We start from the raw sequence: 17,563 nt of genomic DNA on the forward strand, positions 1-17,563 counted from the left end.
AGGGGATTCCCCGATGAGACCGGCGGCCGTTCTCTTTACACTTGAGCCATGCTCATCGACGACTACGTGGCCGAGCTGGACAGAGCCGTCTGCGGGCCGCCAGGACCCAAGCACGACCTGGTCGTCGAGGCACGTGACAGCCTGCTCGACACCGCCGAGGCGTTCGAGGCCGAGGGGCTCGACCGGGCGGAGGCCGAGCGGCGCGCGGTCGAGGAGTTCGGTGAGGTCGCCGAGATCGCGCCGGGCTTCCAGCTCGAGCTGACCGCCGCGTCGGGGCGGCGGCTCGGCATGCTGCTGTTCGTCAGCGTGCCGATCACGGTCGCGATGTGGTCGATGTTGTGGCGCCTCTATCCGGCCGACGCGAGCGCCTGGCTCGACAGGCCCGACTGGTACGGCCCGCTCTCCCGGCTGCTCGACGTGCTCCAGCTCGGCACCGGCCTGTACGGCGGCCTCGTGGTCTTCGCGCTGAGCAGGGGCGCCCGCTGGATCCGGCGGCCCAGGCTGGCCGTCCGGTCGATGGGCATCATGGTGTGGACGGCGCTGCCACTCACGGGTGTGCTGGCGATGGTGCTGTCGTTCGCCGTCGACGCACCCAACTCACTCGAATCGCTGCCGGCCCTGCTGGCGAACCTGGTCACCTCGGCGATGTGGGGGCTGCAGCTCTACGGCGCCGCCAGGTGCGTACGCGTGACGCGCGCCTGAGCCCACTCACGGCGCCACTCACGGCTCCACTCACGGCACCGCTCGCGGCACCGCTCATGACGCAGCTCACGACACCGCTCATGACACAGCTCTGGACGCATCCGCCGGCTCGGCCCGCAGCACGCTGCCGATCACGGTGGAGAACTCCCGCCAGGCCGACCGCTCCCCCTGCAGCTGCTTCCTGCCCGAGTCGGTGAGCCGGTAGGTGCGGCGCCTGCGGCCGCCCACGGTCGCCCACTCGCTCGACAGGTGGCCGATGCGCTCGAGCCTGCGCAGCGCCGGATAGACGGTGCCGGTGGGCACGCTGAGCGCTCCTCCGCTGCGTTCCTGCAGCGCCTCGATGATGGCGTAGCCGTGCAGCGGCTTCTCCTCCAGCACGGAGAGGAGGAGAGCGTCCATGTGGCCGCGCAGCGCATCCGGGTTCATGACATCGATCCTAGACACCGGTTCATTGTGTAGCCAGTCTACATGTAGTCTTTCTATGTGTAGGCTATCTACGTATGAAGACGACCTCGGAGCGGTGAATGGACGTCCTGGATCTGGCACGCACGCAGTTCGCGGTGACCGGCAGCCTGCACTTCCTGTTCGTGGTGCTCACGCTGGGCCTGGCGCCGCTGGTCGCGATCATGCACACCAGGTGGGCACGGTCGGGGCAGCCCCTGCACGAAGGCATGACGCGCTTCTGGGGGCAGATCTACGTCATCAACTACGCGCTCGGCATCGTGACCGGGCTCGTGATGGAGTTCCAGTTCGGGCTGGCGTGGAGCGGGCTGACCGACTACGCCGGCGACGTCTTCGGGGCTCCCCTCGCCATGGAGACGCTGCTGGCCTTCTTCCTGGAGTCCACCTTCCTCGGCCTGTGGATCTTCGGCTGGGGCCGGCTGCCCAAGTGGGCGCACGTGGCCTGCATCTGGGTCGTGACGCTCACCGCGTACGCCAGCGCGTTCTTCATCATGGTCGCCAACTCGTTCCTGCAGAACCCGGCGGGCGCCGTCGCCGACGGTGAGCGCCTGCGCCTGGCCGACTTCGGCGCGCTGCTCGCCAACAAGGCGCTGATCTTCTCCTTCCCGCACGTCATCGGGGCCGGGCTGTTCACCGGCGGGATGGTGCTGGTGGGCGCGAGCGCGTACCGGCTGTGGCGGCGCGCTCCAGAGACCGAGTTCTTCGGCCGCTCGCTGCGCACCGGCGTGCTCACCGCCGCCGTCGGCATCTTCGTGACCATGGCCTTCGGCTACGCCCAGTTCGGCGGCGTCGCCGAGGACAAGTTCGGCGCGCACAACCCGGTGGCCGCCACCGCGCTCGGCTTCATGATCGAGATCGGCCAGCTCCTGGCGCTGGTGGTGCTGCTCGTGATGCTGCCGCTGATCCGCGTGCTGCCGCGGGCCCGCTGGGCGCATCCGATCCTCATGCTGATGACGCCGCTGCCGTTCGTCCTGTCGATACTCGGCTGGATCGCCAGGGAGGTCGGCAGGCAGCCGTGGATGATCTGGGAGCGGCTCAGCGTCGCCGACGCCATGACGCCGGGCCTGACCCCCGGCATGGTGATGGGCTCGCTGGCCGCCTTCACGGCCGTGCTCGGCCTGCTCGCCGTCGTCGACTACGTGCTCATCGCCAAGGTGATCAGGCGCGGGCCGCGCGGGCTCGACCTCGGCGCCGCCGCCGATGAGCCCCGCTCCCCCGCCCTGACCTTCTGAGAGGTGCTGACGATGGACCTGCTGTGGTTCGCCATCTTCGCCGTGCTGCTCGCCGGATACTTCGCGCTCGAGGGCTTCGACCTCGGCGTGGGGCTGCTGCTGCCGGTGCTCGGCAGGACGCGCGCCGACCGTGACCGCCTGGTGGCCGCGATCGCCCCGTACGTGCTGGCCAACGAGGTGTGGCTGGTGGCCGTCGCCGGGACCATGGCCGGGGTCTACCCGCTGCTGGAGGGCGAGGTGCTGGTGGGGCTCTATCCGCTGGTCGTGGCCATGCTGATGAGCTGGGTGCTGCGCGACGCCGGGCTGTGGTTCCGCCGCAGGCTCGGCGGGCCGCTGTGGCGGGGCTTCTGGGACGGCGCCGTCGCGTTCGGCTCGCTCGGCCTGTCCGCCGGCTGGGGCATGGCCCTGTACGCCGCCGCCACCGGCTTCCAGGCCCCCGTCGTGCATCCGCTGGGCCTGCTGCTCGGCGTCGTGGTGACGCTGCTGTTCGCCTTCCACGGCTGGACGTTCCTGGCCTGGCGCACGCCGGGCGCGTTCGGAGCCGTCAGGTCGGGGCGGGCGGTGCTGGTGTCGGGGCTGGTGGCCGCGCTGCCCGCGATCGGGGTGCTGGCGGGCGCGATGCCGTACCTGCTGGCGCACACCGCTCCCCCGGCCACGCTGAATGTGCTGAGTCTCATGGTCCTGCCTGTCGCACCCATCCTGGTGGGGGCGCAAGTATGGGTATGGCGGACTTTCCGGCCAGGCAAGACCGCCACGTTGCTCCCTTCGTTCTTCTGAGGGCTTACTGGGCGCGATCTGAGGGGCTCTGTGCACAAGGGTTTGCTTTCGCTCATGCGGGCCGAGCGTGCGGTCCGCACGCACCTCGGCGTCACCATGGCCGCCGCGGTGCTCGCAGGGCTGCTCGTGCTGGTGCAGGCCGAGCTGCTCGCGGGCGTGCTGTCCGGGCGCTTCACCGCGGCGGCGCTCGGCGTGCTGGCGGCGGTGGTCGGGGTGCGGGCGCTGCTCGCCTGGACACAGGGCGTCTTCGCCGGGTTCACGGCGACCGGCGTCAAGTCGGCGCTGCGCCACCGGCTGCTGGAACGGCTGCGCGAGCTGGGCCCTGCCCGGCTCGCCGCCCACCGCTCGGGCGAGCTGGTCACGCTCGCGGGGCGCGGGCTCGACGGGCTCGACAACTATTTGACCGGCTACCTGCCGTCCATCGCCGTGGCCGGGGTCGTGCCGGTGGCGGTGCTCATCCGGCTGTTCGCCGCCGACCTCGCCAGCGCCGTGATCGTGCTGGTCACGCTGCCGCTCATCCCCATCTTCGGCGCGCTCGTCGGCATGACCACCAAGGCCGTCACCGAGCGGCAGTTCCACGCCCTGTCGCGGCTCGGCGGCCACTTCCTCGACGTGGTCCGCGGGCTGCCCACGCTGCGCGCCTTCGGCCGGGCCCGCTATCAGGCCGGCGTCATCAAGCAGGTCGCCGACGCCCACCGCAGCGCCACCATGCGGACCCTGCGGGTGGCGTTCCTGTCGTCGCTCGTGCTCGAACTGTGCGCGTCGCTGTCGCTGGCGCTGGTGGCGGTGCCGATCGGGCTGCGGCTGCTCGGGGGGTCGCTCGACCTGACCACGGCGCTGCTGGTGCTGCTGCTGGCGCCGGAGGCGTACCTGCCGCTGCGGGCCATGGGGACCCGCTTTCACGCCTCCATGGAGGGGGTGGCGGCGGCCGACGCCGCCTTCGCCGTCCTGGACGACGAGCCCGACCACGCCGGCGGCGGCACCCGTGCGGTGCCCGTCGGCGGCGCGCCCGAGATCCGGCTGGAGAACGTCACCGTGCGCTATCCGGGCCGCGAAACGCCGGCGCTGGAGGACGTCTCGCTCACCATCTCCCCCGGCGAGCGCGTCGCCCTGGTCGGCGAGAGCGGCGGCGGCAAGAGCACGCTGCTGCACCTCGTGCTCGGGTTCGTCCAGCCGTCCTCAGGCCGGGTCCTCGTCGACGGGACCGACCTGCGGGAACTCGACCTGGCGCGGTGGCGGGCGCGGCTGGCGTTCGTGGCGCAACGGCCGCACCTGTTCGCCACGTCGGTGGCCGACAACATCCGGCTCGGCGCCCCCACGGCGTCCCTGCAGGACGTCCGCAAGGCCGCCGCGGCGGCGCACGCCGACTTCGTCGAGGACCTGCCCGAGGGGTTCGGCACGGTGCTGGGCGAGCGCGGCACGAACCTGTCCGCCGGCCAGCGCCAGCGCGTCGCCCTGGCTCGCGCCTTCTGCCGCCCGGCCGCCTCCGTGCTGCTCCTGGACGAGCCCACGGCCCGCCTCGACGGCCGCAGCGAGGCCGCGGTGGTGACGGCCACCGCCGAGCTGGCTCAGGGCCGTACGGCCGTCATCGTCGCGCATCGGCCCGCCATGATCGACCTGGCCGACCGTGTCATCCGGATCCACGACGGGCGCGTGCTGTCCGACACTGGGGCCCGCGTGGAAGGGAGCAGGCCGTGAAGCGGCGCATCGGGTTGCGCGTGTGGTGGGCGGTGCTGGCCGGGTCGGCGGCCGACCTCGCCGGGCTCGGGCTCATCGCCGCCGCCGCGTGGCTGATCACGCGGGCGGCCGAGCAGCCGCCGCTGGCCGCGCTGAGCGTGGCGATCGTGGCGACGCGGGCGTTCGCCACCGGCAAGGGCGTCTTCCGGTACGCGGAACGCCTCACCGGCCACGACGTCGCCCTGCGCGCCCAGGCGGGCACCAGGGAGGACCTGTACGAGGCCCTCATCCCGCCCCAGCGTCCCCGCCACGGCGGCGCCGACCTGCTGAGCCGCATGGTGGACGACACGGAGGCCGTGCAGGACCTGCTGGTCCGCTGCCTCCTGCCGGCCGCCGCGGCGGCGATGGCCGGGCTCGCCGCCGTGGTCGTCGGCCTGACGATCCTGCCGGTGGCGGCGCTGGTGCTGGAGGCGGGCCTGGTGCTGGCCGGGGTGCTGCTGCCCGCCGGCACGGCCGCCGCGGCCCGCCGCTGGTCGGCGCGGATCGCCCCGGCGCGGGCGGCGCTGGCGGGCCGGGTGGCCGACCTGGTGCACGGCTCGGCCGACCTGGCCGCGTACGGGGCCGACGACGCCGCCCTGGACCGGGCGCGCGCGGCCGACGGAGCCCTGGCCGCGCTCGAACGCCGCCAGTCCCGCGTGCACGCCGCCGCCCTGGCCGGCGGCACCCTGCTGCAGGGCCTCACGGTGGCCGCGGTGGTGCTGCTGGCCCAGGCGGCGGGCGTCGGCTCCGTCGGCACGGCGGTGCTGGCCCTGACCGGCCTGGTGGCGTTCGAACCCGTGCTGCCCCTCGCGGCGGCGGGCGAGCGGATGGCGGGCATCACGGCCGCGCTGCGGCGCCTGCGCGAGGTGCGCTCCGCGGCCCCCGCCGTCACCGAGCCCGCCGCCCCCGCGCCCCGCCCGGAGGCCCCGCTCACCATCGAGATCGACGACCTCGTGGTCCGCCACCCGGCGAGCAGGGAGCGGGCGGCGCTGGACGGGGTGTCGCTGCGGGTCGCGCCGGGGCGGCGGGTGGCGATCGTCGGGCCCAGCGGCGCGGGCAAGAGCACGCTGCTGGCCGCCCTCATGCGCCTGGCCGAGCCCGAGTCGGGGAGCATCCGGGTCAACGGCGTGGACCTGCGCGAGCTGGCGGGCGACGACGTACGGGAGCTCATGACGGGCCTCACCCAGGACCCGTACATCTTCCGCGCCAGCCTGCGCGACAACCTGCGCCTGGCCGGCCCCGGCGCGGACGACGAGCGGCTGCGGCGGGCGGTGCGCGACGCCCGGCTGGACGGCTGGGTTGAGCGGACCGGCTGGGACACCGAGCTGGGCGAGGACGGCAGGACGGTGTCGGGCGGCCAGCTGCAGCGGCTGGCGCTGGCCAGGGCCCTGCTCTACGACCCGCCCGTGCTGCTGCTCGACGAGCCCGCCGAGGCGCTCGACGAGGAGACGGCCGACCGGCTGATGGACGACCTGCTGGACGTCACCCGCGACCGCACGACCCTCCTGGTGACCCACCGGCTCAAGGGCCTGGAGTCGGTCGACGAGGTGATCGTGCTGGAGGACGGCAGGGTGACGCAGCGCGGCCGGCACGACGAGCTGGTGCGCGTGCCCGGCTATTACCGCGACCTCTGGGAGTCGGAGGTCCTCACCCGGCGGTGACGTACCCGTGCCCACGGGTTGTGTTGGCGACGCAATCAGGTTTACGATGCAAACAACTCTACAAAGCCGAGGAGTTTGCATGGTCGACGACGAGGAGCGCGTCCTCACCCCCGAGGAGATGCTGCGGGTCATCGAGGAGCAGAGCCACGCCACGACCAAGTGGCTGCATGGCGACCCGCGCCTGCTCTACGTCCCGTGGGGGGTCGCCTGGCTGCTCGGCTTCTCCGCCCTGTTCCTGCACTACGGGCTCGACGGCCGCCCCTACCTGGCGATCACGCAGATGCAGGCGGTGGGCGTGCTGCTGGCGGCCATGCTCGTCGCCGGCACGGTCTCCGCGTACGGGATCGTCAAGATGAACAAGCTGGTGCGCGGCGACACCTCGGCCAGAGGCGCGATGTACGGCTACGCCTGGCTGGCCGGCATGGTGCTGGTGACGATCATCGCGATCCGGTTGAGCCCGCTGCTGCCCGCGGCGGAGCGCGGCCTGCTGTGGGCGGGCGGCTCGCTGCTGGTGGTCGCGCTGCTCTACATGCTCGGCGGCGCGATCTGGCTCAACTGGCCGATGTTCTTCATCGGCGGCTGGACGGCCGGCGTCAACGCGCTCGGCGTGCTGCTCGGCACGGGCCTGCACGCGCTGCTGACGGCGGTCCTGCTGGGCGGCGGGTTCATCGCGGCCGGGCTGTGGCTGTGGCGGAGGCAGCGCGGGTGAGCGGGCTGCCCGAACTCGATCCGGTGATCCACGCCCAGGCACGGCTGCGCGTGGTGGCCGCGCTCAACGTGCTGGCCGACGGCGACGAGATGGCCTTCAACTCGATGAAGGAGCTGCTCGGCATGACGGCGGGCAACCTGTCGGTGCACCTCACCAAGCTGGAGGACGCCGGCTACGTCCGCATCACCAAGACGCACAAGGGCCGCACCCCCGTCACGTACGTGGCGCTGACCAAGCGCGGACGGCTGGCCTTCGAGGAATACACCGCGGCGATCCGCGCCCTGCTGGACAACGCTGGAGGAGTGCAATGACGGTCCTGGCCCGCGCGTCCGAGGTCACCCGCCGCTACGGCGACGTGGTGGCGCTCGACCGCGTCTCGCTCGGCATCGGGGCAGGTGAGCTGGTCGGCCTGCTGGGCCCCAACGGCGCCGGCAAGTCCACGCTGATCAACCTGCTGGTCGGGCTGCGCCGGCCGACGTCCGGCACGGTCGAGCTGCTCGGCGGCTCGCCGCTCGACCCGGCGACGCGGCGCCGCATCGGCGTGACCCCGCAGGAGACGGGGCTGCCCGAGTCGCTGCGGGTCGGGGAGGTGGTCGACTTCGTCCGCGCCCACTATCCCGACCCGGTCGGCGGGCCCGAGCTGCTCGACCGCTTCGGGCTCGGTGACCTGGCGAAGCGGCAGGTGGGCGGTCTGTCTGGCGGGCAGCGGCGGCGGCTGGCGGTGGCGCTGGCGTTCGCGGGCGACCCGCGGCTGGTCGTCCTCGACGAGCCGACCACCGGGCTCGACGTGGAGGCCAGGCACGCCCTGTGGGCGGGCGTCAGGGCGTACCACGAGGGCGGCGGCACGGTGCTGCTGACCAGCCACTACTTGGAGGAGATCGAGGCGCTGGCCCAGCGGGTGGTGGTGATGGGCGGCGGCCGGGTGCTCGCCGACGACACCGTGAGCGCGATCCGCGGCATGGTGGGCGTGCGCCGGGTCTCGCTGGTGGCCGAGCGGCTGCCGGAGCTGCCCGGCGTGCTCGGCAGCGAGCTGGTGGACGGCCGCACCACGCTGGTCACCACCGACCCCGACCGGCTGGTGGTCGAGCTCGTACGCAGCGGCGCGCCGTTCTCCGGCCTGGAGATCAGGCCCACCACCCTCGAAGAGGCGTTCCTCACCATCACCGCGAAGGAGTCGGCCCATGTCTAGCCTGGTCGCCGCGCACACCAGGATCCTGCTGCTCGAACAGCTCAGGGTGCCCATCGGCCTCGCGGCCGGCGCGTTGTTCCCCGCGGTCTCGCTGGCGGCGTTCGTGGTGCCGTTCACGGGTGATGACCCGCGGGCCGCCACGATGGCGACGGCGTCGCTGACCCTCTTCGGCGCGATGTCGCAGGCGATCATCGGGCTGTCCGTCACGGTGGCCCAGGACCGCGAGCAGCCGTGGAACCCCTACGTCCGCACGCTGCCCGCGGGCCCGTTCCCCCGCTTCGCCGGGCGCATCCTCGCGATGCTCGCCCAGATGGTGCTCGCGGTGGTGCCGGTGCTGCTGGTGGCGGCGCTGTTCACGGCGGCCACGATCACGCCGCTGGGGCTCCTCGCGGGCCTGGTGACGCTGCTCGCCGGCGTGGTGCCGTTCATGCTGATGGGGTTGTTCATCGGCTTCCTGCTGACCGCGAAGGCGACGATCGCGGTGTCGCAGCTGCTGTTCTTCCCGATGGGTGTCCTCGGCGGACTGCTGCTGCCGCCCCAGATCCTGCCCGGCTTCCTGGAGGCGGTCTCGCCGTTCACGCCGGCGCGCGGGGTGGCCGAGCTGCTGTGGGCGGTGACGGCGGGCACCACGCCCGGCGTGGTGTCGCTGGTCTCGCTGGCCGCCTGGACGTCGCTGGCGGCGGCGGGGGCGGTGTGGGCGTACCGGCGGGACGAGGGCCGGCGCTTCGCCTAAGGGGAAATGTCGCGAAGAAGGGGGTGTGCCGCCGAGTCCGCAGCGATCTCGACGGCACACCCGCTCATGAGGGGGTCCTGATGTTACGCGTTCTCCGCAAGGGTGACGTCGACCTCGTGGCTTTCGCCGTCCCTCATATATGTGATCTTGACCTCTTGGCCCGGTTTGAAACCTCTGACCTGCCCAACAACCGTATCGCCTCCGTCAACCGTCTTGTCGCCGATCTTCGTGATCAGGTCGCCTTGCCGCAGTCCGGCCTTCTCCGCCGGGCTGCCCGGCGAGACCTGCCTGACCAGCGCGCCCGCCACGTCGCCGGTGGCGTCGGTGACGCTCACGCCGAGCCAGGCGTGGGTGACCTTGCCGCTGCTGATGAGCTGCTCGGAGACCTGCTTGGCGGTGTTGACCGGGATCGCGAAGCCGACGCCGCCGCCCGCCGCGTCGGAGGCGATGGCGGTGTTGATGCCGACCAGCTCGCCGGCCGCGTTGACCAGCGCGCCGCCGGAGTTGCCCGGGTTGATCGAGGCGTCGGTCTGGATCGCGCCGCCGATCGTGGTGGGCGCGCTCTGGTTCTCCTGCGGCCAGCCGGGCGGCAGCTGCCTGCGCTGGTCGTCGCCGAGGTTCAGCGTACGGTCGAGCGCGCTGACGATGCCGGCCGTGACGGACCCGTCGAGGCCGAGCGGGCTGCCGATGGCCAGCACCGGGTCGCCCACCTTGAGCTGGTCGCTGTCGCCCAGCGTGGCCTTGGTCAGCCCCGAGACGCCCTCGGCCCTGATGACGGCCAGGTCGGTGGCCGGGTCGGTGCCGACGACGGTGGCCTTGGCGGTCTTGCCGTCGCTGAACTTGACGCTCATCTGACCACCCTGGCCCGCCCCCACGGCCACGTGGTTGTTGGTCAGGATCAGGCCGTCCTCCGACAGCACCACGCCGGAGCCCTCACCGGACTGTCCCTGGATCATCACGACCGTGGGCTGCACCTTGGCCGCCACTTCCGCCACCGTGAGCTGGTCGGACGCCGACTTGAAGACCGGGCTCGGAGCGCTGGGGCTGCTGCTGGCGACCGGCTCGGGCTGGAACGAGGTGGCGACGACGGCCCCGACGACACCGCCGCCGACGGCCATGGCGGCCATGGCGAGCGCCGCGATGGCCTTCTGGCCGACGGTGAAGCGCTGCTTCTTGGGCTGCGCCGGCGGTGGCGGCACCTCCATGACGATCGTCTCCCGCCGGGGGAAGCCCCCGGCGGCCGGTGGGGTGGCGCCGAACTGGCTCCACCCACCGGTGTCCCGCTGCTCGGGACCCTGCTCGTGAGGCTCGTTCGCGTTCATCCTGTCATCTCCCTCGAATCCCTCTGCTTCAAGGGTGTCAAGACTCTCGTAAGAGCAGGTTAAGGGGCGGATTCCGGAGGCGCGCCACGCCCTGATGCGACCCTTATCGATCGAGGTCGCGCCGGGCGTGGGGCTCGCGGAAAAATATTTGAGATTTCTACCGCTTCGCCGGCCAGTACTCGTCCTTCAGCAGCCGCTTGTAGAGCTTGCCGGTCGGATGACGGGGCAGCTCGGCCCGGAAGTCCACCGACCTGGGGCACTTGTAGTGGGCGAGGTGCTCGCGGCAGTACGCGATCAGCTCCGCCTCCAGCCCCGGCCCCGCCTCCGCCATGGACACCGGCTCGACCACGGCCTTGACCTGCTCGCCCATCTCCTCGTCCGGCACGCCGAACACCGCCACGTCGGCCACCTTCGGGTGCACCGAGAGCACGTTCTCGGCCTCCTGCGGGTAGATGTTCACGCCGCCCGAGATGATCATGTACGAGCGGCGGTCGGTCAGGTAGAGGAAGCCGTCCTCGTCGAGATGGCCGATGTCGCCCAGCGTGGTCCAGCCCCTGCCCTGCGGGTCCTGGGCGGAGCGGGTCTTGTCGGGGTCGCCGTGGTACTCGAAGCGGCCGCCGTTCTCGAAGTAGATGGTGCCGTGCTCGCCGGGCGGCAGGTCGTCGCCGTTCTCGTCGCAGATGTGCACGACGCCGAGCAGCGAGCGGCCGACCGTGCCCTTGTGGGCCAGCCAGTCATCGGGGCCGGCGTAGAGGAAGCCGTTGCCCTCGGTGCCCGCGTAGTACTCGTGGACGATCGGGCCCCACCACTCCATCATCTGCTCCTTGACCGGGACGGGGCAGGGGGCGGCGGCGTGGATGGCGTACCGGAGGGAGGAGACGTCGTACTTGTCCCTGACCTCCTGCGGCAGCTTGAGCATCTTGATGAACATCGTCGGCACGAGCTGCGAGTGCGTGACCGCGTACTGCTCGACCGCCGCCAGGTACCGCTCGGGGTCGAAGCGCTCCATGACCACCACGGTCGCGCCGAGCCGCTGGAAGGACATGCAGTAGCGCAGCGGCGCCGCGTGGTAGAGCGGCGCCGGCGAGAGGTAGACGCTGTCGGCCGACGGCGCGAACAGGCCCTGGATGAGCCTCAGCAGCATGCCGGGCTCCTCCAGCGGGCCATGCGTGGCGGGCACCTTGACACCCTTGGGGCGGCCGGTGGTGCCGGAGGAGTAGAGCATGTCGGCGCCCGTGCACTCGTCCTCTATGGGGGTGGCGGGGTGCTCGGCGACCGCCTGCTCGTACGAGGTGAAGCCCTCGGCCTCGCCGCCCAGCATGAGCCGCAGCTCGACGCCCGGCGTGCCGGCGGTGGCGGAGGCGGCGACGGCGGCCAGGTCGGCGCTGGAGATGAAGACCCGGGCGCCGCAGTTGGAGATGATGTAGGCCAGCTCGTCGGCCTGCAGCCGGGAGCTGATCGGCGTGTAGTACAGGCCGGCGCGGTGCGCGGCCCAGGCGACGGCCAGGAAGAGCGGGTGGTTGGCCAGCATGAAGGCGACGTGGTCGCCGGGACGCAGGCCGGCGGCGCGGAAGAGGTGGGCCAGCCGGTTCGACTCCTCGTCCAGCTCGCGGTAGGTGACGACCTGCCCGGAGCCCGCCATGATCACAGCGGGCTTGTCGGGGGTGACTGCTGCGATGGCTCCCGGGTACATGAACAGAACAGTATTCGGTCAGTCGCCCGGCGCGCCAGAACCGGCGCGGCCCCCTGTCCTTCGGGGCCGCGACCGGCTTGGGGCGTCACTCGGCCGTCACTCGGCCGTCACTCGGCCGGGAGGACCGAGCCCTGGTACTTCTCCTTGATGAAGTCCTTGACCTTCTGGTCCTGCAGCAGCTTGCCGAGGGTGACGATGTTCGCGTCCTTCTCGTGGCCGTTCGGCACGACCAGACCGTTGACGTACGGGTTGCCCTCGGTCTTCTCCAGCACCAGCGCGTCGGAGGCGGGCTTGAGACCGGCCTCCAGGGCGTAGTTGCCGTTGATGACCGCGGCGTCCACGTCCTCCAGCGAGCGCGGGAGCTGCGCCGCCTCCAGCGGCTTGAACTGCAGGTTCTTCGGGTTCTGCGCGACGTCGCGCTCGGTCGCTGCGGTGCCTGCGCCCTCCTTGAGGGTGATCACGCCGTTGTCGGCGAGCAGCTTGAGCGCGCGGCCCAGGTTGGTGGCGTCGTTGGGCAGCGCCACGGTGGCCCCGCTCGCCAGCGCCGACACGTCGGTGATCTTCTGGGAGTACAGGCCGAGCGGCTCCAGGTGGACCCCCGCGACGAAGGTCAGGTTCGTGCCCTTGCTCTTGTTGAAGTCGTCGAGGTACGGCCGGTGCTGGAAGTAGTTGGCGGTCAGCTTGCCCTCTTCGAGCTGCACGTTCGGCTGCACGTAGTCGGTGAACTCGACGACTTCCAGCTTGAGCCCGGCGGCCGGGGCGAGGTTGTCCTTGACGAAGTTCAGGATCTCCGCGTGCGGCACCGGGTTCACGCCGACCTTGAGCACCGTGTCCGCCGACTCGGCCGTGTCGTTCGTCGCGGACTGCGACGTGCCGCATGCGGCGAGCGACAGAGCCAGCGCGACAGCACCCACAAAGCGGTGAATTTTCATGATCTTTCCTTACTTGTGCGATAGGCGCCGAGCGACCCAGTCGCCCAGGCTCTGCAGGAGTTGCACGATGACGAGCAGCAGCACGACCGTGACGATCATCAGGAGCGTCTCGAAGCGCTGGTAGCCGTACCGGACGGCCAGGTCGCCCAGCCCGCCGCCGCCGAGCGTGCCGGCCATGGCGCTGTAGCCGATGAGCGCCACCACGGTCACGGTCAGGCCCGCGACCAGGCCGGGCAGCGCCTCGGGCAGCAGGACCTTGCGCACGATCGCGGTCCTGCTCGCGCCCATGGCCTGCGCGGCCTGCACGACGTCCGAGCCGACCTCGCGCAGCGCGGTCTCGACCAGCCGGGCGAAGAACGGCACCGCGCCGACGGTCAGCGGCACCACGAACGCGGCCGTCCCGATGGTGGTCCCGACGACGAGCCGGGTGAACGGGATGATCGCGATCATCAGCACGATGAACGGCAGCGAGCGCCCCACGTTCACCACGAACCCGAGCGCGCTCTTCAGCGCCGGCAGCGGCCGCAGCCCGTCACGGTCGAACGCCACCAGCGCCACGCCCAGCGGCAGCCCGAGCAGCAGCGTGAACAGCGTCGCCCAGCCGACCATCAGGCCCGTCTCCACCGTCGCCGGCCACAGCAGCGGCAGCATCTCTTCCCAGGTCACGCGGCCTCCCCCGCTTCCTCCACGATCACACCGCAGTCGCTCAGGTACGCCAACGCCGCCCGCCGGTCGGCGCCGTCGAGCGCCACCCGCAGCCGGCCCACCGAGCCGCCCGCGAGGTCCTCGATGGAGCCGCCGAGGATGCTGAGGTCCACCTCGAACTTGCGCACGACCTCCGACACCACGGGCTGGCGCGGGTCGCCGGTGAACGTCAGCGTCACCGAGCCGGCCGGGGCGGGCTCGGGCAGCGGGAAGATCTCCCTGGTCAGCCGGGAGCCGGGGGTCCTGATGAGGTCCGCGATGACGCCGGACTCCTCGATGCGGCCCCGCGCCATGATGGCGACCGAGTCGCAGACGCTCTTGACCACGTTCATCTCGTGGGTGATGAGCAGGATCGTCAGGCCCAGCTCCGTGTTGAGCCGCTTGAGCAGGGCGAGGATCGACTGCGTGGTGGCCGGGTCCAGGGCCGAGGTGGCCTCGTCCGACAGCAGCACCGACGGGTTGCCCGCCAAGGCCCTGGCGATGCCGACGCGCTGCTTCTGGCCGCCCGACAGCTGGTGCGGGCGGTCCTTGCCGCGTCCCGCCAGGCCGACCAGCTCGAGCAGCTCGGCCACCCGGCGCTCGCGCTCGTCCCTGGGCACGCCCATGACCTCCAGCGGGAAGGCCACGTTCCCGGCGACCGTGCGCGAGGACAGCAGCGCGAAGTGCTGGTGGATCATGCCGATGCGCTGCCTGGCGCGGTTCAGGTCGCGGTCGCCGAGCGCGGTCATGTCCTGTCCCGCGACGGTGACGGTGCCCGCCGTGGGGCGTTCGAGCAGGTTGACGCAGCGCAGCAGCGTGCTCTTGCCGGCGCCGCTCTGGCCGAGCACGCCGTAGATCTCGCCTTCGCGCACGTGCAGGTCGACGCCGTCGAGCGCGACGGTCTCGCCGTACTGCTTGCGCAGGCCGGAAGCCTGGATCACGGAGGAATCCCCACGACTGAGGGCGGCCACGTGGCGGGCCGCGAAAACGGACATCCTTGGGAAGGCGGCGCGGGTCGGCGCCGGCAGCTTCAGAGTCAGCGCGTGCCGGGGTGGAAGGGCAGGTGGCTCAGCCTGCGCAGCACGAAACCGGGTGTGATCATGACGACCTTCGACATCGAGGAACGGGCGGTGGGTCTGCTCTAGCGGGCCGGCATTCGCCCCATACGCATGCTGCGACACGCGGCGCCCATGGGGACGCGGCGAGCGGTCGCGTATGCCTCGTTCACGCCCGTCCTAACGATGGTGACATTTCCCGCTATTCCCCGTCTTCTGAGTGAGATACGTCACGACCTGCGAACATGACCGTCCCGCCGTACCCCAGGAGGCCGGGTACGGCGGGACGACCGCTCGTGGCGGGGGACGCCGCCGGGTGTCAGGCGGCGACCGTGGTGGCCACCTCGGCCGGGCTGAGCGCGATGTCGAGGACCTCGCGCACGTCGCTCACCGTGTGGATGGTCAGCTCGTCGCGGACCTCCTGCGGCACGTCGTCCAGGTCGGGCTCGTTGCGGGCCGGGATGAGCACGGTCGTGATGCCGGCCCGGTGAGCCGCGAGCAGCTTCTGCTTGACGCCGCCGATCGGCAGCACCCGCCCGGTCAGCGAGATCTCGCCGGTCATCGCGACGTCGTTGCGGACCAGCCGCCCGGACAGCAGCGAGGCCAGCGCCGTAGTCAGCGTCACGCCGGCGGACGGGCCGTCCTTCGGCACGGCGCCGGCCGGGAAGTGCACGTGGACCGAGCGGTCCTTCAGCGCGGTGACCGGCAGCTCCAGCTCCGCGCCGTGGGAGCGCAGGTAGGACAGCGCGATGCGGGCGGACTCCTTCATCACGTCGCCGAGCTGGCCGGTGAGCGTGAGCCCCGTCTCGCCGGTCTCGGGGTCGGCGAGCGACGCCTCGACGTAGAGGACGTCTCCCCCGGCCCCGGTGACGGCCAGACCGGTCGCCACGCCGGGCACGGACGTGCGCTGCTTGGCCTCGGGCAGCGACGACTCGGGCACGAACCTCGGCCGCCCGAGGTAGCCCACCAGGTCGTCATCGCCGACGGTGACGGGCAGCTCGTCCTTGGCCGCGACCTTGCGCAGGATGCGGGCCACCGACCGCTCCAGCGAGCGCACGCCCGCCTCACGCGTGTACTCGGCGGCCAGCCTGCGCAGCGCCGCCTCCTCGACCGTGACCTCCTCGGCCGTCAGCCCGGCCAGCTCGCGCTGCCTGGGCAGCAGGTGGTCGCGGGCGATGGCGACCTTCTCGTCCTCGGTGTAGCCGTCGAGCGTGACGACCTCCATGCGGTCGAGCAGCGGCCCGGGGATGGCCTCCAGGACGTTGGCGGTGGCCAGGAACAGCACGTCGGACAGGTCGAGCTCGACCTCGAGGTAGTGGTCGCGGAACGTGTGGTTCTGAGCCGGGTCGAGGACCTCCAGCAGCGCGGCCGTGGGGTCGCCGCGGTAGTCGGCGCCGACCTTGTCGACCTCGTCGAGCAGCACGACCGGGTTCATCGAGCCGGCCTCGCGGATGGCGCGGACGATGCGGCCGGGCAGGGCGCCGACGTAGGTGCGGCGGTGGCCGCGGATCTCGGCCTCGTCGCGTACGCCGCCGAGCGCCACCCGGACGAACTTGCGGCCCATCGCGCGGGCCACGGACTCGCCCAGCGACGTCTTGCCGACTCCGGGAGGGCCGGCCAGCGCCAGCACGGCGCCGCTACGCCGGCCGCCCACCACGCCGAGCCCCTTGTCCTGGCGGCGCTTGCGCACGGCCAGGTGCTCGATGATGCGGTCCTTGACGTCGGCGAGGCCGGTGTGGTCGGCGTCGAGCACGGTGCGCGCGCCGGTCAGGTCGTAGTTGTCCTCGGTGCGCTCGTTCCACGGGATGTCGAGGACGGTGTCGAGCCAGGTGCGGATCCAGCCGGTCTCGGGCGACTGCTCGGAGGTGCGCTCGAGCTTGTCGACCTCCTTGAGCGCGGCCTCGCGTACCTTGTCGGGCAGGTCGGCGGCCTCGACGCGGGCGCGGTAGTCCTCCTCCTCGCTCTCGGCGGCGTCGCCGTTGAGCTCCTTCAGCTCCTTGCGGATGGCGCTCATCTGCTGGCGCAGCAGGAACTCGCGCTGCTGCTTCTCCATGCCCTCCTGGACGTCCTTGCGGATCGTCTCGGCGACGTCGAGCTCGGCCAGGTGCTCGCGGGACCACTCGATGAGCCGGGCCAGCCGCTCGGCCGGGTCGGCCTGCTCCAGCAGCTCGACCTTCTGGGCGGTGGTGAGCCAAGGGGTGTAGCCGGAGCTGTCGGCCAGCACGGAGGGGTCGTCGATCTGGTTGACCTGGTCGACCACCTGCCAGGCGCCGCGCTTCTGCAGGATGGTGGTGGCCAGCGCCTTGTACTCCTTGGCCAGCTCCTGGGCGCGCTCGCCGGCGGCGACGGTGTCGATGCTCTCGGCCTCGACCCACAGTGCGGCGCCCGGGCCGGTGGTGCCGGTGCCCACGCGGACCCGGTCGACGCCGCGTACGACGGCGGCGGGCTCACCGCCCGGCAGCCTCCCGACCTGCTCGACGACGGCTCTGACGCCGATCGCGCCGTAGCGGCCGTCTATGCGGGGAACGAGGAGGACCCGTGGCTTGTTGCCACCGGATGCACGGGCCGCCTCTATCGCAGCGCGCACCTCGGAGTCGGACAGGTCCAGCGGAACCACCATGCCCGGCAGGACGACGGCGTCGTCGAGCGGCAGGACCGGGAGGATCAAGCTCTCACTCATGCGAACTCCAAAGGGT

At 71.8% G+C, this 17,563-nt stretch carries 16 protein-coding genes; 9 read left to right on the top strand and 7 right to left on the bottom strand.

Features of this window, described 5'->3' with window-relative positions:
* Positions 1–48: 48 nt before the first annotated feature.
* Positions 49–702 (top strand): permease prefix domain 1-containing protein, encoded by a 654-nt coding sequence (locus ACFFR3_RS13095; RefSeq protein WP_364366628.1) that lies wholly within the window; start codon positions 49–51, stop codon positions 700–702.
* Positions 703–780: 78 nt separating this feature from the next.
* Here the strand turns inward: ACFFR3_RS13095 and ACFFR3_RS13100 are convergent, their stop codons facing one another.
* The gene (locus ACFFR3_RS13100) at positions 781–1,128 is read right to left on the bottom strand and encodes a PadR family transcriptional regulator (protein WP_364366984.1); all 348 of its coding nucleotides are present in this window, start codon (positions 1,126–1,128) and stop codon (positions 781–783) included.
* Between the two features lie 98 nt (positions 1,129–1,226).
* Here ACFFR3_RS13100 and ACFFR3_RS13105 point away from each other — a divergent pair, with 98 nt between their 5' ends.
* The 8 genes from ACFFR3_RS13105 (at position 1,227) to ACFFR3_RS13140 (ending at position 9,181) form a co-directional block, all read left to right on the top strand.
* A complete protein-coding gene (locus tag ACFFR3_RS13105) occupies positions 1,227–2,396 on the top strand; it encodes a cytochrome ubiquinol oxidase subunit I (RefSeq protein WP_379483185.1) in 1,170 nt (389 codons plus the stop codon).
* A gap of 12 nt (positions 2,397–2,408) precedes the next feature.
* On the top strand, positions 2,409–3,173 hold the full coding sequence (locus ACFFR3_RS13110) for a cytochrome d ubiquinol oxidase subunit II (RefSeq protein WP_364366622.1): 765 nt from the start codon (positions 2,409–2,411) through the stop codon (positions 3,171–3,173).
* Between the two features lie 54 nt (positions 3,174–3,227).
* Positions 3,228–4,871: a thiol reductant ABC exporter subunit CydD gene (gene cydD / locus ACFFR3_RS13115; RefSeq protein WP_345402106.1), complete on the top strand. Its 1,644-nt coding sequence runs from the start codon at positions 3,228–3,230 to the stop codon at positions 4,869–4,871.
* Positions 4,868–6,550, top strand: a complete 1,683-nt coding sequence (cydC, locus tag ACFFR3_RS13120; RefSeq protein WP_379483186.1) for a thiol reductant ABC exporter subunit CydC — start codon at positions 4,868–4,870, stop codon at positions 6,548–6,550. The genes cydD and cydC overlap by 4 nt, the downstream gene beginning before the upstream one ends.
* A 79-nt stretch (positions 6,551–6,629) precedes the next feature.
* On the top strand, positions 6,630–7,259 hold the full coding sequence (locus tag ACFFR3_RS13125) for a hypothetical protein (protein ID WP_364366613.1): 630 nt from the start codon (positions 6,630–6,632) through the stop codon (positions 7,257–7,259).
* Positions 7,256–7,570, top strand: coding sequence for a transcriptional regulator (locus tag ACFFR3_RS13130; protein ID WP_345402097.1), 315 nt, complete (start codon positions 7,256–7,258; stop codon positions 7,568–7,570). The genes ACFFR3_RS13125 and ACFFR3_RS13130 overlap by 4 nt, the downstream gene beginning before the upstream one ends.
* Positions 7,567–8,448, top strand: coding sequence for an ABC transporter ATP-binding protein (locus ACFFR3_RS13135; RefSeq protein ID WP_345402095.1), 882 nt, complete (start codon positions 7,567–7,569; stop codon positions 8,446–8,448). Before ACFFR3_RS13130 ends, ACFFR3_RS13135 begins: the two co-directional genes overlap by 4 nt.
* Positions 8,441–9,181: an ABC transporter permease gene (locus ACFFR3_RS13140; RefSeq protein WP_345402092.1), complete on the top strand. Its 741-nt coding sequence runs from the start codon at positions 8,441–8,443 to the stop codon at positions 9,179–9,181. Before ACFFR3_RS13135 ends, ACFFR3_RS13140 begins: the two co-directional genes overlap by 8 nt.
* A gap of 83 nt (positions 9,182–9,264) precedes the next feature.
* Here the strand turns inward: ACFFR3_RS13140 and ACFFR3_RS13145 are convergent, their stop codons facing one another.
* From ACFFR3_RS13145 to lon, 6 genes are all read right to left on the bottom strand, one after another.
* Positions 9,265–10,503, bottom strand: a complete 1,239-nt coding sequence (locus tag ACFFR3_RS13145) for a S1C family serine protease (protein WP_379483187.1) — start codon at positions 10,501–10,503, stop codon at positions 9,265–9,267.
* Between the two features lie 157 nt (positions 10,504–10,660).
* Positions 10,661–12,196: an acyl-CoA synthetase gene (locus tag ACFFR3_RS13150; RefSeq protein ID WP_379483188.1), complete on the bottom strand. Its 1,536-nt coding sequence runs from the start codon at positions 12,194–12,196 to the stop codon at positions 10,661–10,663.
* A 107-nt stretch (positions 12,197–12,303) separates the two neighbouring features.
* Positions 12,304–13,128 (bottom strand): MetQ/NlpA family ABC transporter substrate-binding protein, encoded by an 825-nt coding sequence (locus ACFFR3_RS13155; RefSeq protein ID WP_379483189.1) that lies wholly within the window; start codon positions 13,126–13,128, stop codon positions 12,304–12,306.
* Between the two features lie 9 nt (positions 13,129–13,137).
* Entirely contained in the window at positions 13,138–13,794 is a 657-nt protein-coding gene (locus ACFFR3_RS13160; protein WP_345402075.1) for a methionine ABC transporter permease, read from the bottom strand.
* Positions 13,791–14,753 carry a methionine ABC transporter ATP-binding protein gene (locus ACFFR3_RS13165; RefSeq protein ID WP_379483190.1) on the bottom strand — a complete coding sequence of 321 codons (963 nt, stop codon included), beginning with the start codon at positions 14,751–14,753 and terminating at the stop codon, positions 13,791–13,793. The genes ACFFR3_RS13160 and ACFFR3_RS13165 overlap by 4 nt, the downstream gene beginning before the upstream one ends.
* 433 nt (positions 14,754–15,186) lie before the next feature.
* Complete coding sequence (lon, locus tag ACFFR3_RS13170) at positions 15,187–17,547, bottom strand: endopeptidase La (protein ID WP_345402072.1); 2,361 nt, start codon at positions 17,545–17,547, stop codon at positions 15,187–15,189.
* Positions 17,548–17,563: the final 16 nt, after the last annotated feature.

The organism is Nonomuraea salmonea, assembly GCF_042428605.1.
Classification (GTDB): Bacteria; Actinomycetota; Actinomycetes; order Streptosporangiales; family Streptosporangiaceae; genus Nonomuraea; species Nonomuraea salmonea.

Excerpts from the sequence above, each read along its gene's own strand:
- ACFFR3_RS13100 (WP_364366984.1), bottom strand. The coding sequence starts at position 1,128 with ATGAACCCGGATGCGCTGCGCGGCCACATGGACGCTCTCCTCCTCTCC.
- lon (WP_345402072.1), bottom strand. The coding sequence starts at position 17,547 with ATGAGTGAGAGCTTGATCCTCCCGGTCCTGCCGCTCGACGACGCCGTC.
- ACFFR3_RS13150 (WP_379483188.1), bottom strand. The coding sequence starts at position 12,196 with ATGTACCCGGGAGCCATCGCAGCAGTCACCCCCGACAAGCCCGCTGTG.
- ACFFR3_RS13105 (WP_379483185.1), top strand. The coding sequence starts at position 1,227 with ATGGACGTCCTGGATCTGGCACGCACGCAGTTCGCGGTGACCGGCAGC.
- ACFFR3_RS13125 (WP_364366613.1), top strand. The coding sequence starts at position 6,630 with ATGGTCGACGACGAGGAGCGCGTCCTCACCCCCGAGGAGATGCTGCGG.
- ACFFR3_RS13095 (WP_364366628.1), top strand. The coding sequence starts at position 49 with ATGCTCATCGACGACTACGTGGCCGAGCTGGACAGAGCCGTCTGCGGG.
- ACFFR3_RS13140 (WP_345402092.1), top strand. The coding sequence starts at position 8,441 with ATGTCTAGCCTGGTCGCCGCGCACACCAGGATCCTGCTGCTCGAACAG.
- cydD (WP_345402106.1), top strand. The coding sequence starts at position 3,228 with ATGCGGGCCGAGCGTGCGGTCCGCACGCACCTCGGCGTCACCATGGCC.
- ACFFR3_RS13155 (WP_379483189.1), bottom strand. The coding sequence starts at position 13,128 with ATGAAAATTCACCGCTTTGTGGGTGCTGTCGCGCTGGCTCTGTCGCTC.
- ACFFR3_RS13135 (WP_345402095.1), top strand. The coding sequence starts at position 7,567 with ATGACGGTCCTGGCCCGCGCGTCCGAGGTCACCCGCCGCTACGGCGAC.
- ACFFR3_RS13145 (WP_379483187.1), bottom strand. The coding sequence starts at position 10,503 with ATGAACGCGAACGAGCCTCACGAGCAGGGTCCCGAGCAGCGGGACACC.
- ACFFR3_RS13110 (WP_364366622.1), top strand. The coding sequence starts at position 2,409 with ATGGACCTGCTGTGGTTCGCCATCTTCGCCGTGCTGCTCGCCGGATAC.